The sequence below is a fragment of the Herbidospora sakaeratensis genome (genome assembly GCF_001570525.1).
In the GTDB taxonomy this organism is placed as follows: Bacteria; Actinomycetota; Actinomycetes; order Streptosporangiales; family Streptosporangiaceae; genus Herbidospora; species Herbidospora sakaeratensis.
In genome coordinates this window covers 274,668-286,343 of the sequence record NZ_BBXC01000009.1, presented here as the reverse complement: position 1 = coordinate 286,343, position 11,676 = coordinate 274,668, and the positions used below count along the sequence as shown (strand labels likewise).

Below are 11,676 nucleotides of genomic sequence, written 5' to 3'. Positions count from 1 at the left end.
CTACAGGCCCCCTTCGTAAGGCATGACCCAGAAGAACTCGCCTTCCGCGTCATATTGGAAGATCAGCGCGGCCCCGCCCGCGCGGAAGACGTCGGCGCCGGTCTGGCGCACCTGGATGACCGAGGCCGAGCCGTCGGCGGCGCGGATCTCGGCCTGACCGAAGTCGGTGGAGACCGACTGGGTTCTGATGACGCAGATCTGCCCGACGAAGTCGTGCCGTGAGGGCACCTTCTCGGGCGCGGGCGTGAGGCGGCGGACCAGCAACGCGGCGCCGAGGCCCACGACGAGCGCGGCGGCCAGGACGGCCCAGCCGAGCCCGGGTGACAGGACGGATCCGGCCAGCGCGGCGAACCACCCGGCGGTCACGAACCCGGAGACCTCGGCCGCCGGAAGACCGTCGAGGTCGACCACGCCGAAGCCCACCAGCAGCCAGTATCCGATCACCACAATCAGCGCGAAGCTGAACAGGACAGCCGGAAAGCCGAATGCGGCGTCCAGGAAATCGCGCAACGTTTATCCCCCATCTTGCAAACGAGGAATCTATCAGCGCGGTTCCGCATGGAATAGGTCCATTTATGCCCTACGCCCCTGTCGGGCAATGGCCCAAATCCCCAACGCCGCCAGCGCCGCGATCTCGGTGAACACCAGCCCGCGTTCCACCGCGCCGAGCCCGACCGGCATCGCCCGCCACCACGGGATCCCGTCACGGGCGGCGGTGTAGCCGACCAGCACGATCCCGGCGATCCACACCACGGCCCCGAGCCCGAGCGCCGCCGCCACCCGCGCCATCGTGTCGCGCCACGGCCGGGCCAGCAGCAACACGGCGACCGGCAGGCAGACGAAGGCCACCACGCTGCCGACCCGGTGGACCGACCCGGAGAACGACGGCCCGACCGACCAGTCGTGCTTGGGGAAGGCGGCCACGACCAGCAGCCCGAGGCTCCACCCGGCCAGTGCGACGAGGCCCGGTGGGCGGGCGCGGCGCTGCGCGACGAGGGTCGCCCCGATGCCGAGCGAACCCAGCGCGATCAGGGCCACCGAGATCCCGAACAACCAGGCGTGCTCCCCCAGCTGGTGTTCGCTGATCGTCCGGCGGGTCAGGTCGAGGCCCGAGGAGAACTCGAGGGTGAGGATGGCGGCGGCGGCCACGGCGATGGCGCCGAGACCGGCCTGGGCGGGAACGCGCATGCTCTCTAAAATGCCACCATGCTCGTGGTGCAGCGGGTGCTGACTCGCTGGTCCAAGGCCGGCCGCGGTGCGGCCGCGGCCACGCTGCGGGGGTCGCTGCCGGATCGGGTGCCGCTGCCGGCCTGCACGGGAGAGGTCGTCTTCCACGACGTGCTGCTCTCACCGCGCACCGAGACGCTCCGCGAACTGACCCTGCCCGCGACCATGGCCGGTCTGCGCGTCGAGCCGGGCGGCCGGGTGTCGCGCGCCGCCGTGTTCGCCTCCCACCCGCGCGACCGGCGGCCGGTCGAGCTGTTCACCCTGGCCCCCGGCCAGCGGGCCCGCTACCGGGCCAACTTCCGGTTCAGCGGGCACAGCCTGGAGTGGTACTACGAGCAGTGGACCGTCACGCTCGCCCACGGCGTCGGCCTGGAGGGCGGGTTCGACCACGAGGTCGACGACCGCGTCAGCCTCTATCCCTGAGGGTCTTCAGCGCGCGGTCGGCGTGGTCGGTCATCATCACCTCGTTGTGGATGACGTCGAGCACCGTGAAGTCGGTGTCGATGACGAAGGTGACACGGCGGGTGACGAACGGCCCCACGGCGACCGACCGGCGCACCCCCATCTGCTTGGCCACCACGCCGTCTTCGTCGGACAGCAGCGGGTAGCCGAGCGAGTTGGTCTCGGCGAACAACTTCTGCCGTTTCACCTTGTCTTTGCTGATCCCGACCCGGACCGCTCCAACCGCCTTGAATTCGGCGGCGAGGTCACGGAAGTAGCAGGTCTCGGCGGTGCATCCGGAGGTCATCGCCGCCGGGTAGAAGAAGAGCACCACGGGCCCTTCTTCGAGGAACTCGCTAAGGCGACGGGTCTCCCCGTTCTCGTCCGGAAGCGCGAAGTCCGCGACGAGCTCACCGATTTTCATGGATCAATTTCTACCAGTGCGGGGTGTCGGGAATCATCCACCCGAACCACCACATCCGCCCAATCCTGCGGCCTCACCTCATCGGCGTAGCGTTCGAAGGCGGGCAGCGTCCACTGTTCGCCGGTACGCCGTTCCAGCGCCTTCTTCGAGAGGCTCAGGTGAACGGAGAAATCGAGGGGCAGACCCTGCCCGAGGAGCAGCGGACCGTCGAGGACGACGACCGCGTTCTCGGGCAGCACCTGGTAGGGCGCGCGGGTGGCGCGGTCTCTGACCGGGTCCCACAACGAGGGCACGACCCGGCCGGTGCCGCCGGGTTCGAGCGGCTGGAGGACCTCCCGGGTCAGGCCCTTCACGTCGAGCCAGCCGTCGTAGTAGGAGTCGGGGTCCTGCCTGCCGAACTCGTAGCGGAGCGAGGCGGCCCGGAGGAAGTCCCGGGCCGACACCCGCAGCACGTGCCGATGCACCTTCAGCTTCTCGGCGATCAGGTCGGCCAGTTCCCACGGCCTTGCCGCGTCGGCGCCGTCGACGGCCACCCGCAGCCGGCCGGGCCGGTCGGCGATCTGCCCGGCCAGCTCGGCGACGAGCCTTTCGACGGAGACCGGCCGCACACCCATCAGGCCATCATGCCGCCCTAAAGTGGGCGGATGGGCATGGTGAACACGGTCGGGCTGGTCCTGCATCCGCGCCGCGACTCCAAAGAGGCCATCGACACGATCATCGAGTGGGCTCGCGGGCGCGGCGTGACGGTGGTCGGGCTGCCCGAGGAGGTCGGGCGGATCGACTGCAGCGCCCTGCCCGTCGGGCCCGCCGAACTGGCCGCGCGGTCTGACCTGATGGTCAGCCTCGGCGGCGACGGAACCATGTTGCGGGCGATGCGGCTGATCGCCGGGCTGCCGACCCCGGTGCTCGGGGTCAACCTGGGCAAGCTCGGGTTCCTGGCCGAGATCGACGTCGAGGAACTGCCCCCGGCGCTGACCGCGATCGACGGCCACGAGCACTTCGTCGAGGCGCGGATGGCCGTGCGGACCCAGCTCCCCGGCGACGGCGAGGTGCTGGCGTTCAACGACATCGCGCTGGTCCGGCACCCCGGCGACGGGATGGCGGCCGTGGCGGTGTCGGTGGCGGGGCACCCGTTCGTCCGGCTGGCGGCCGACGCGGTGATCGTGGCGACCTCGACCGGGTCGACGGCCTACAGCTTCTCGGCCGGCGGGCCGATCGTCTCCCCCAACGTCGAGGGCTTCCTCGTGGTGCCGGCGGCGGCCCACTCGACGTTCAACCGGGCGCTGGTGCTCTCGGCCGACGAGGAGGTGACGCTGGAGGTGCTGCCGACCAGCGGGCACATCGCGGTCGAGGTCGACGGGACGATCGCCGGGCACCTGTCTCCCGGCCACCGGATCACCGTCACGGCGGTCCGGGCGGCGGCCCGGGTGGTGCGGCTGGGCACGACGTCGTTCTACGAGCGGGCCCGGCGCAAACTGCGGGTCAACGGGAGCGCCGAGGTCGACTAGCCGCCGACCTCGTCGAGCCGCGCTCGCAGGTGGCGGCGTTCGGGTTCGCTGCCGACCAGCTCCAGGGCCTCGCGGAAGGCGTGCGCCGCCTCGGCCGGGCGGCCCAGCCGGCGCAGCAGTTCGCCCCGGGCGGCCGGGAAGACGTGCAGGCCGCGCAGCCGGGGCTCCCCCGCCAGGTCGTCGAGCAGGGCCAGGCCCGCCTCCGGGCCGTCGCGCATGGCGACGGCGACCGCGCGGTTGAGGTCGACCACCGGCGAGGGGGTGAGCGACCGGAGGACGTCGTACAGGCTGACGATCTGGGGCCAGTCGGTCGGCTCCTCGTCGTGCAGGGCGGCGATGGCGGCCTGCACGCCGTAGGGGCCCGGAGGGCCGCCGGTCAGGGCGGCGACGACCAGGGGCTCGCCTTCGTCGATCATGGCGCGGTCCCAGAGGGAGCGGTCCTGGTCTTCCAGCAGGACCAGGCCGCCGTCGGGGCCGGTCCGGGCGGCGCGGCGGGCGTGGGTGAGCAGCATCAGCGCCAGCAGGCCGGTGACCTCGCGTTCGCCGGGCAGCAGGCGGTGCAGGATGCGGGCCAGGCGCAGCGCCTCCTCGGCCAGGTCGTGGCGGACGAGATCGGGCCCGGCGCTGGCGGCGTAGCCCTCGGTGAAGATCGAGTAGATCGCGCGCAGCACGCCGGGCAGCCGGGCCGGGAGTTCACGCACGTCCGGCACCCGGAACGGGATGCGCGCCCCGCTGATCTTCTTCTTGGCCCTGACCAGGCGTTTCGCCATGGTCTCCACCGGGACCAAGTAGGCCCGCGCCACCTCGGCGGTCGTCAGGCCGGCCAGGTAGCGCAGGGTGAGCGCGCCCCGGTCGGCCTCGGGCAGCGCCGGGTGGGAGCAGGTGAAGAACAGCCGCAGCCGCTCGTCGGGCAGCACGCCGTCGACCACCGGCGGCCCCGCCCGGTCGGCCTCGACCTGCAGCAGGGCCAGCCGGGCGGCGTACGTCTGGTCGCGGCGCAACCGGTCGACGGCGCGGCGGCGGGCGGTGGTCATCAGCCAGGCCCCCGGGCTGGCCGGCACCCCGTCGACCGGCCACCGGATCAGGGCGGCCTCGATCGCCTCCGAGGTGACCTCCTCGGCCAGGTCGAGGTCACCGAACCGCCGGACGAGCGCGGCCAGCAACCGGCCGCGCTCCTCACGGAAGATCGCCTCGACCGACGCGTTGACGTCGCCGGTCACGGGCGTCAGGGGAACTCGACGATCGGGCGGACCACCATCCGGCCGCCGAAGCGCGCCCCCGGGCAGCGGGCGGCCCAGTCGCTCGCCGCGTCGAGATCGGGCACGTCGATGATGTAGTAGCCGCCGAGCACCTCGTGGGCCTCGGCGAAGGGGCCGTCGGTGACGACGGTCTCGCCGCCGTCGGAGACCCGGACCGTCGTGGTGAGGCTGTCGTCGGCCAGCGGCGCGCTGCCGACGTAGACGCCGGCGTCCTGGAGGGCCCTGCCGTAGGCCACCCAGTCGTCGGTTGTGCACTTCTCGCTGGCGCCGTGGATCAGCAGCATGTACTTCATCAGAAGACCTCGCATTCCCGCAGCACGACCGCGCCGCCCTCCCAGGAGCCGGGACAGCGGGCCGCCCAGTCGAGGGCGGTCTCCCTGTCGGGCACGTCGAGGACGTAGTAGCCGCCGAGGACCTCCCGCGCCTCCGCGAACGGCCCGTCGGTCACGACGCGCTCAGTGCCGTCGACGCGGACGGTGGTGGCCTGGGCGACGTCGGTGAGGGACTCCCCGGAGACGTAGACGCCGGCCTCCTTGACCGACTTGTCGTAGTCCATCCAGGCCTCGAAGTCGCCCGCCGCGCCGCCGCTGTAGATCAAGAGCATGTATTTCACGAGCCTGTGCTCCTCTGTTCCGTGGTCTGACGGGATGACGACGAACGGGCCGGCGCCGGATGGACACCGGCGCGGAAGAACTTTTCTCCGACGCTACAACCGCCTAGCGTCCCCTCATGTTGACCGTGCACAACGCCGCCCTGCGCGGCCGCCCCGGACGATGGACGCTCACCGCCGAGCGGGGCCGCCTCACCTCGATCACCCCCGACTCCGGCGCCGCCTCCGGCCTCGACGCCGAGGGCAACCTGGTCACCGAGCCCTTCGTCGACGCCCACCTCCACCTCTGCAAGGTCCACACGCTCGACCTGGCGGGCGGGGGGCCGCTGGCGGCGTACACGAACGGGACCATGGGCGCGGCCATGGACGCCATCGACGGCGCCGCGGCCGTGAAGGCCGGCCAGACCGAGGAGGCCGTCACCGTCCGGGCCCGCGCGGCGCTGGTCGAGTCGGTCCGGCACGGGGTGCGGGCGGTGCAGGCGTTCGCCGACGTCGACCCGGCCGCCGGGCTCACCGGGGTGCGGGCGCTGCTGGCGCTGAAGGAGGAGTTCCGGGAGTTCGTCGACGTCAGGGTCGTCGCCTTCCCGCAGGACGGCCTGCTGAAGGCCCCCGGCACCGAGGAACTCGTCGAGGAGGCCGTCGCCCTGGGCGCCGACGTGGTCGGCGGCATCCCGTGGATCGAGTTCACCGACGCCGCCGCCGCCGAGCACGTGCGGCGCATGGTGGCGCTGGCCAGGCGCACCGGCAGGCGGGTCGCGATGCTCGTGGACGACGCGGGCGACCCCGGCCTGCGCACCACCGAGACGCTGGCCGCCGAACTGCTCGCCCACGACATGGCGGGCCGGGCCAGCGCCCAGCACGCCCGCGCGATGGCCCTCTACCCCGAGCCCTACCTGCGCCGGCTGACCGGGCTGATCACGAGGGCCGGCCTCGGCCTGGTCAGCGACCCGCACACCGGCCCGCTGCACCTGCCGGTCTTCCCGCTGACCGACGCCGGGGTGCCGGTCGCGCTCGGCCAGGACGACATCGAGGACGCCTACTACCCCTTCGGCCGCCACAACCTGCTGGAGGTCGCCTTCCTGGCCGCGCACGTCCTCGGCCCGAACCGCCTCGACGACCTGTACGACATGGTCACCACCACCGCCGCCCGCGTGATCGGCCGGGAGACCGACGGCCTCACCGAGGGCGCCCCGGCCGACTTCGTCGTCCTCGACGGGACCACGATCAGGGAGGCGCTGACCCGCCACAACCCGCCCCGGCACGTCGTCGTGGGCGGCCGGGTGATCGCCTCGACCAACTCCCTGACCCACTTTCCCGCGTTCCCCGGAAAATCGGCGTAACCCCCTTTATGGTGAGGTCTCGGTGCGGAGTGACTCGTGTACGGACGGTCACCGCAAGAGATCTTTCCCCTGATGGAGGCCCCGTGCAGGCGGACGACCTGGCCGGGCTGGCGACCGACGAGCGGTTCCGCCTGCTCAAAGCACGGTTCCGGCGACTGGCGCTGACGATCGTTGGAGCGTTCCTGGGCTGGTACTTCCTGTACATCGCTCTGTCGGCCTTCGCCCGCGACTTCATGGCCCTGCCCGCGATCGGCAACGTCAACGTCGCGCTGCTGCTCGGCGTGCTGCAGTTCGTCTCGACGTTCGCGCTGGCCTGGCGCTACACCCGCTACGCCCGCCGCATGCTCGACCCGCTGTCGGCCGAGCTGCGCGACGAGGCCGGCCAGCGCCAGGCCGAACGCGAGCGCGAACGCCGCATCCTGGCCGAGCGCCACCGCATCGAGAACTGGACGCGCCGATGACCATCGGGCTGTTCGCCGTCTTCATCGTGATCACCCTCGGGGTGACGATCTGGGCCCGCGTCAACACCAAGGGCACCGACGACTTCTACGCCGGCGGCCGGACCTTCTCCGGCGCGCAGAACGGCCTGGCCCTGGCGGGCGACTACATGTCGGCGGCGTCGTTCCTCGGCATCGCCGGGATCATCGCGTTGTCGGGCTACGACGGGTTCCTCTACTCGATCGGCTTCCTGGTGGCGTGGTTGCTGACGCTGCTGCTGGTCGAGCTGATGCGCAACGCGGGCCGGTTCACCATGGCCGACGTGTTGTCCTACCGGGGCGGCAGGCGGCCGATGGTGCGCACCGCCGCCGCCGTCTCGACGGTGACCGTGTCGGTGTTCTACCTGGTCGCCCAGATGGTCGGCGCGGGCGCGCTGGTGTCGCTGCTGCTCGGCATCCACCCGGGCGAGACGTTCATGGGCATCTCGCCGGAGGCCGCGAAGGTCATCACGATCCTGGTCGTCGGCATGATGATGATCTTCTACGTCAGCTACGGCGGCATGAAGGGCACCACCTGGGTGCAGATCATCAAGGCCGTGCTGCTGATGGCCGGGACCACCGCGCTGACCGTCCTGGTGCTGAGCCGGTTCGGCTTCAACCTGAGCGAGATGCTGGGCGCGGCCGACGCCCGCAGCGGCCGTCCCGGCCAGTTCCTCAACCCCGGCCAGCGCTACGCGAAGGACGCCGACGGCATCGTCGGCAAGCTCGACTTCGTCAGTCTGGCGGTCGCGCTGGTGCTGGGCACGGCGGGGCTCCCGCACATCGTCGGCCGGTTCTTCACCGTGCCCGACGCGCGCGCCGCCCGCACGTCGGTGAACTGGGCGATCGGCCTGGTCGGCGCGTTCTACCTGATGACCCTCGCGCTCGGGTTCGGGGCGACCGCGCTGGTCGGGCAGGAGGCCATCACCGCGCAGGACCCGTCGGGCAACACCGCCGCGCTGCAACTCGCGCGGGCGGTCGGCGAGTCGGTGGCCGGGCCGGTCGGCGGGGAGATCCTGCTCGCCTTCATCGGCGCGGTGGCGTTCGCGACGATCCTGGCCGTGGTGTCGGGCCTGGTGCTGGCGTCCTCGACGTCGCTGGCGCACGACTTCTTCGGGCACGTGCTGATGTTCGGCAAGCCGAAGGAGTCGCAAGAGGTCGCGGTGGCGCGCTTCTCGGCGTTCGTCATCGGGGTGTTCGCGGTGTTCCTGGCCGTGCTGGTGCGCGACATGAACGTGGCGTTCCTGGTGGCGCTGGCCTTCGCGATGGCCGCCTCGGCCAACCTGCCGGCGATCGTGTTGTCGTTGTTCTGGCGGCGCTTCAACTCGACCGGCGTGGTCTGCGGCATCTACGGCGGCCTGCTGGGCTCGATCGTGCTCGTGGCGCTGTCGCCGGTGGTGTCGGGCGGGCCGCGTTCGCTGCTGCCGCCGCCGGTCGACTTCCAGGTGTTCCCGCTGGAGAACCCCGGGCTGGTGTCGATCCCGTTCGCGTTCCTGTGCGCGGTCGCCGGCACGCTGCTGAGCAGGGAGAAGGCCGACCCGGGTCGCTATTCGGAGTTGTCAGTGCGGGCGCTCACCGGCGCGGGCGCCCACGGGCAGCAGGCGAAGAATGTCGGTGGCGCTCGTTAGCGTGGCCGCATGGCGGTTCCCGGACGACTGACCCTCGCGGTCGACGCGCTCGATCTGCGGCCCGACGCCTGGGTGCTGGAGATCGGGTGCGGCCGCGGGGCCGCCGCGCGGCTGGTGACGGAGAAGCTGACGACCGGCCGTTATCTGGGCGTCGACCGGTCGGAGACCGCGATCCGAACGGCGCGCGAGAGGGTGCCGGAGGCCGACTTCCGGTGTGAGGCGCTGGAGCGGCTGTCGGTCGAGGGCGAGTTCGACGTCGTCTTCGCGGTCAACGTCAACCACTTCTGGGTACACGATCCGGCCGCCGAGATGGAGCGGCTGCTGGCGCTGCTGGCTCCGGGCGGCTCACTCGCCCTCTTCTACGAGACCCCCGGCGAGCGGCCGGCCGAGCTGGGCGACCGGTTGTCGGCGGTGTTCGCCCGCCACGGCCTCCGGCCCGAGGTGCGCGTGCTCGGGCCGAAGGTGTTCGCGGTGGCGGGTCAGTCGCCCAGGGCCTCCCAGACCTCCCACAGATGACCGCTGACCGGCTGGTAGTAGACCTTCACCGTCACCGGGCCCGCGTGCCTGATGGCCTTGCGGAAGGCCGTCGCGCTGCACGGCTTGGTGCCGATGCCGGCCTCCTCGTTCGGCACGTTCGCGGTCCAGCCGTCGGAGCAGCTCTTCGTCACGCGGTTGAAACCGAGATGGGTGTAGCGGAGCTTGACGGCGGCCCTGCCGGAGCGCTTGAACAGCACCGTGCGGTCGTCGACGCGGGTGAGCTGACCGTAGGCGGTGACCGGGTTGGTCGGGACGGCGAGGAACTCGGCGACCGTGGTCAGCGACGGCGTGATGGTGATCTTCACCGGGGTGGGGCCGAGGCTGAGCACGAACTTCAGGTCGAGGGCGTCGCAGTCGGTGGTGCCCAGGCCCTTCTTGTCCTGCCTGATCCGGCCCTCGGTCTCCTTCAGGTCGCAGGCGGTGGTGATGCGCCGGAAGCGCACCCCGTCGGTGAAGACGCGGCGCTCCTTCGCGCCCGGCACGGTGGTCAGCTTGTAGCGGCGCACCCCGTGCTGGGTCACCAGCTTGGCCTTGGCCGGAGTGATGCGCAGATGGTTGGAACCGTCCGCCCAGGCGTAGCCGTAAATGGTCTGGGTCTTCGCGGTGGCGGCGGCCGGTGCGGCCATGAGTGTCGACGCGAGTGTGGTCGCGGCCAGGGCGGTCACGGCGGCGGCGATCAGCGGGCGGGTCATTCGGTTTCCCCCGGGGGTGGTCGGTTCGTCCTGAAAACGTCTCTCGGGGAGTGAGACTCGCCGATGACGGTCAAAGTTCATGGCCCTCGATGCTCGTGACGCAACTGGAATCGCCCATGGGGGCGGGATGTTCTAGCAATTCGTGGAGGTAATGAGATGTTCACACTGATGGCCGTGCACGCCCATCCCGATGACGAGGTGATGGGAACGGGCGGCACGTTCGCCCATTACGCCGCCCAGGGCGTGCGGACGGTGCTGGTGACGTGCACCAACGGGGAGCAGGGAGACGGGCCCGACGGGGTGAAACCGGGCGAGCCGGGCCACGACGACGCGGCGGTGGCGAAGGTCCGGCTGGCCGAGCTGCAGGAGTCGGCGGCCCACCTCGGCATCTCCGACGTGGAGCTGCTGGGTTACCGCGACTCGGGCATGGACGGCTGGGACGGCAACAACGACGAGCGCGCGTTCGCCAACGTGCCGGTCGACGAGGCGGCCGAACGGCTGGCCGAGCTGATGCGCAAGTACCGGCCGCAGGTGGTGCTCACCTACGACGAGAACGGCGGCTACGGCCACCCCGACCACATCCAGGCCCACCGGGTGGCGGCGCGGGCGGTCGAGCTGAGCGGCGTGCCGGCGAAGTTCTACTACACCGCGACCCCGCGCAGCTGGATGAAGTCCATGTACGACGGCATGGTCGCCGCCGGCATGGACACCGAGGGCTGGGACGAGTACGAGAGCTGGACCACCCCCGACGAGGAGATCAGCGCGATCCTCGACACGTCCGGCTACGTCGAGCACAAGATCAAGGCGATCACCGCCCACGGCAGCCAGGGTGATAGCGCGTTCTTCCTGGGCCTGCCGTCCGAGACGCAGCGCGCGATGTTCTCGGGCGAGGCCTACACGCTGGTCAGGTCGACGGTCCCGGCCGCCGACGGAGTCGAGGACGACCTGTTCCGCGGGCTGCGTTAACCCTTGCGGCGGGCGCGTTCGGCGTCCACGTTGAGGGCGGCCCGCACCCCCGCCGGATCGGGCGCCATGCCGGTCCGGCGGATGGTCTCCGAGGTGATCTTCCCGGCCTGGAAGACCTTCGTGGCCTGCACGATCGTCTCCGAGCCGAAGTAGAACGCGACGGCGACCGTCATGAACTGGCGCAGCGTGTCCCAGAACTCCTTGCGGTCGTCGAGCGGGCCGATGACGAACGCGTAGGTGTTCAGCAGCAGCCAGGCCACGAACAGCGCGCCCGCCAGGGCGACCCGCATCTTCCTGACCGACGCGTAGAGGCCGAAGAAGGCGACGATGCCGGTCAGCGTGACGGTCGCGCCGACGATCCACTGCTCGGTGAGCACGGTCGGCACGGTGAGCAGGATCCACGACGTGGCGACCAGCGCCGCCAGCAGGAGGCCGGTGAACACCAGGCCGCGTACCGAGACCTCCTCCGCGTCCCGCGTGTCGGTCAGGGAGAACATCGCGGGGCGCGGCGGCTGCACCGGCTCGGCCATATGGAACGCTCCTGGGCGCGTCGAAGATCGGGAGAGCC

General features: G+C 71.2%; 16 protein-coding genes. 7 read left to right on the top strand and 9 right to left on the bottom strand.

Features of this window, described 5'->3' with window-relative positions; translation table 11 throughout:
• Together AW271_RS11315 and AW271_RS11310 are read right to left on the bottom strand one after the other, a co-directional pair.
• Entirely contained in the window at window positions 1–510 is a 510-nt protein-coding gene (locus AW271_RS11315) for a hypothetical protein (RefSeq protein WP_062335664.1), read from the bottom strand.
• 63 nt (window positions 511–573) lie between these two features.
• Complete coding sequence (locus AW271_RS11310; RefSeq protein ID WP_062335662.1) at window positions 574–1,188, bottom strand: DUF998 domain-containing protein; 615 nt, start codon at window positions 1,186–1,188, stop codon at window positions 574–576.
• An 18-nt stretch (window positions 1,189–1,206) separates the two neighbouring features.
• On the opposite strand from AW271_RS11310, the gene AW271_RS11305 reads away from it, so the two are divergent.
• Window positions 1,207–1,650, top strand: coding sequence for a hypothetical protein (locus AW271_RS11305; protein ID WP_062335659.1), 444 nt, complete (start codon window positions 1,207–1,209; stop codon window positions 1,648–1,650).
• Here the strand turns inward: AW271_RS11305 and AW271_RS11300 are convergent.
• Entirely contained in the window at window positions 1,634–2,092 is a 459-nt protein-coding gene (locus AW271_RS11300; RefSeq protein ID WP_062335657.1) for a peroxiredoxin, read from the bottom strand. The genes AW271_RS11305 and AW271_RS11300 overlap by 17 nt on opposite strands.
• Window positions 2,089–2,706: a nucleoside/nucleotide kinase family protein gene (locus AW271_RS11295; protein WP_062335655.1), complete on the bottom strand. Its 618-nt coding sequence runs from the start codon at window positions 2,704–2,706 to the stop codon at window positions 2,089–2,091. Before AW271_RS11295 ends, AW271_RS11300 begins: the two co-directional genes overlap by 4 nt.
• 30 nt (window positions 2,707–2,736) lie before the next feature.
• Between AW271_RS11295 and AW271_RS11290 the strand changes: the two genes are divergently transcribed.
• The gene (locus tag AW271_RS11290) at window positions 2,737–3,600 is read left to right on the top strand and encodes an NAD(+)/NADH kinase (RefSeq protein ID WP_245653028.1); all 864 of its coding nucleotides are present in this window, start codon (window positions 2,737–2,739) and stop codon (window positions 3,598–3,600) included.
• On the opposite strand, the gene AW271_RS11285 is transcribed toward AW271_RS11290, so the two are convergent.
• The 3 genes from AW271_RS11285 to AW271_RS11275 are packed head-to-tail and all read right to left on the bottom strand — an operon-like array spanning window position 3,597 to window position 5,463.
• A complete protein-coding gene (locus tag AW271_RS11285; protein ID WP_218008031.1) occupies window positions 3,597–4,820 on the bottom strand; it encodes an RNA polymerase sigma factor in 1,224 nt (407 codons plus the stop codon). The two genes, AW271_RS11290 and AW271_RS11285, sit on opposite strands and share 4 nt — an antisense overlap.
• Window positions 4,821–4,825: 5 nt before the next feature.
• Window positions 4,826–5,152 carry a YciI family protein gene (locus AW271_RS11280; RefSeq protein WP_062335653.1) on the bottom strand — a complete coding sequence of 109 codons (327 nt, stop codon included), beginning with the start codon at window positions 5,150–5,152 and terminating at the stop codon, window positions 4,826–4,828.
• A complete protein-coding gene (locus tag AW271_RS11275) occupies window positions 5,152–5,463 on the bottom strand; it encodes a YciI family protein (RefSeq protein ID WP_245653046.1) in 312 nt (103 codons plus the stop codon). The genes AW271_RS11280 and AW271_RS11275 overlap by 1 nt, the downstream gene beginning before the upstream one ends.
• Before the next feature lie 125 nt (window positions 5,464–5,588).
• Between AW271_RS11275 and AW271_RS11270 the strand changes: the two genes are divergently transcribed.
• From AW271_RS11270 to AW271_RS11255, 4 genes are all read left to right on the top strand, one after another.
• Window positions 5,589–6,809, top strand: a complete 1,221-nt coding sequence (locus tag AW271_RS11270; protein ID WP_062335649.1) for an amidohydrolase family protein — start codon at window positions 5,589–5,591, stop codon at window positions 6,807–6,809.
• Window positions 6,810–6,892: 83 nt separating this feature from the next.
• A complete protein-coding gene (locus AW271_RS11265; RefSeq protein WP_063817951.1) occupies window positions 6,893–7,270 on the top strand; it encodes a DUF485 domain-containing protein in 378 nt (125 codons plus the stop codon).
• A complete protein-coding gene (locus tag AW271_RS11260) occupies window positions 7,267–8,913 on the top strand; it encodes a monocarboxylic acid transporter (protein ID WP_062335647.1) in 1,647 nt (548 codons plus the stop codon). Before AW271_RS11265 ends, AW271_RS11260 begins: the two co-directional genes overlap by 4 nt.
• Window positions 8,914–8,922: 9 nt before the next feature.
• Complete coding sequence (locus tag AW271_RS11255) at window positions 8,923–9,429, top strand: class I SAM-dependent methyltransferase (protein WP_062335645.1); 507 nt, start codon at window positions 8,923–8,925, stop codon at window positions 9,427–9,429.
• Here AW271_RS11255 and AW271_RS11250 read toward each other — a convergent pair.
• Complete coding sequence (locus AW271_RS11250) at window positions 9,393–10,142, bottom strand: hypothetical protein (protein ID WP_062335642.1); 750 nt, start codon at window positions 10,140–10,142, stop codon at window positions 9,393–9,395. The genes AW271_RS11255 and AW271_RS11250 overlap by 37 nt on opposite strands.
• A 156-nt stretch (window positions 10,143–10,298) precedes the next feature.
• Between AW271_RS11250 and AW271_RS11245 the strand changes: the two genes are divergently transcribed.
• Entirely contained in the window at window positions 10,299–11,108 is an 810-nt protein-coding gene (locus tag AW271_RS11245) for a PIG-L family deacetylase (RefSeq protein ID WP_062335640.1), read from the top strand.
• Here the strand turns inward: AW271_RS11245 and AW271_RS11240 are convergent.
• Window positions 11,105–11,638 carry a hypothetical protein gene (locus AW271_RS11240; protein ID WP_062335638.1) on the bottom strand — a complete coding sequence of 178 codons (534 nt, stop codon included), beginning with the start codon at window positions 11,636–11,638 and terminating at the stop codon, window positions 11,105–11,107. The genes AW271_RS11245 and AW271_RS11240 overlap by 4 nt on opposite strands.
• Between the last annotated feature and the right edge of the window lie 38 nt (window positions 11,639–11,676).

Coding starts and splice junctions, on each gene's coding strand:
- AW271_RS11310 (WP_062335662.1), bottom strand. CDS start 1,188: ATGCGCGTTCCCGCCCAGGCCGGTCTCGGCGCCATCGCCGTGGCCGCC.
- AW271_RS11305 (WP_062335659.1), top strand. CDS start 1,207: ATGCTCGTGGTGCAGCGGGTGCTGACTCGCTGGTCCAAGGCCGGCCGC.
- AW271_RS11300 (WP_062335657.1), bottom strand. CDS start 2,092: ATGAAAATCGGTGAGCTCGTCGCGGACTTCGCGCTTCCGGACGAGAAC.
- AW271_RS11295 (WP_062335655.1), bottom strand. CDS start 2,706: ATGGGTGTGCGGCCGGTCTCCGTCGAAAGGCTCGTCGCCGAGCTGGCC.
- AW271_RS11290 (WP_245653028.1), top strand. CDS start 2,737: ATGGGCATGGTGAACACGGTCGGGCTGGTCCTGCATCCGCGCCGCGAC.
- AW271_RS11280 (WP_062335653.1), bottom strand. CDS start 5,152: ATGAAGTACATGCTGCTGATCCACGGCGCCAGCGAGAAGTGCACAACC.
- AW271_RS11275 (WP_245653046.1), bottom strand. CDS start 5,463: ATGCTCTTGATCTACAGCGGCGGCGCGGCGGGCGACTTCGAGGCCTGG.
- AW271_RS11270 (WP_062335649.1), top strand. CDS start 5,589: ATGTTGACCGTGCACAACGCCGCCCTGCGCGGCCGCCCCGGACGATGG.
- AW271_RS11260 (WP_062335647.1), top strand. CDS start 7,267: ATGACCATCGGGCTGTTCGCCGTCTTCATCGTGATCACCCTCGGGGTG.
- AW271_RS11255 (WP_062335645.1), top strand. CDS start 8,923: ATGGCGGTTCCCGGACGACTGACCCTCGCGGTCGACGCGCTCGATCTG.
- AW271_RS11250 (WP_062335642.1), bottom strand. CDS start 10,142: ATGACCCGCCCGCTGATCGCCGCCGCCGTGACCGCCCTGGCCGCGACC.
- AW271_RS11245 (WP_062335640.1), top strand. CDS start 10,299: ATGTTCACACTGATGGCCGTGCACGCCCATCCCGATGACGAGGTGATG.
- AW271_RS11240 (WP_062335638.1), bottom strand. CDS start 11,638: ATGGCCGAGCCGGTGCAGCCGCCGCGCCCCGCGATGTTCTCCCTGACC.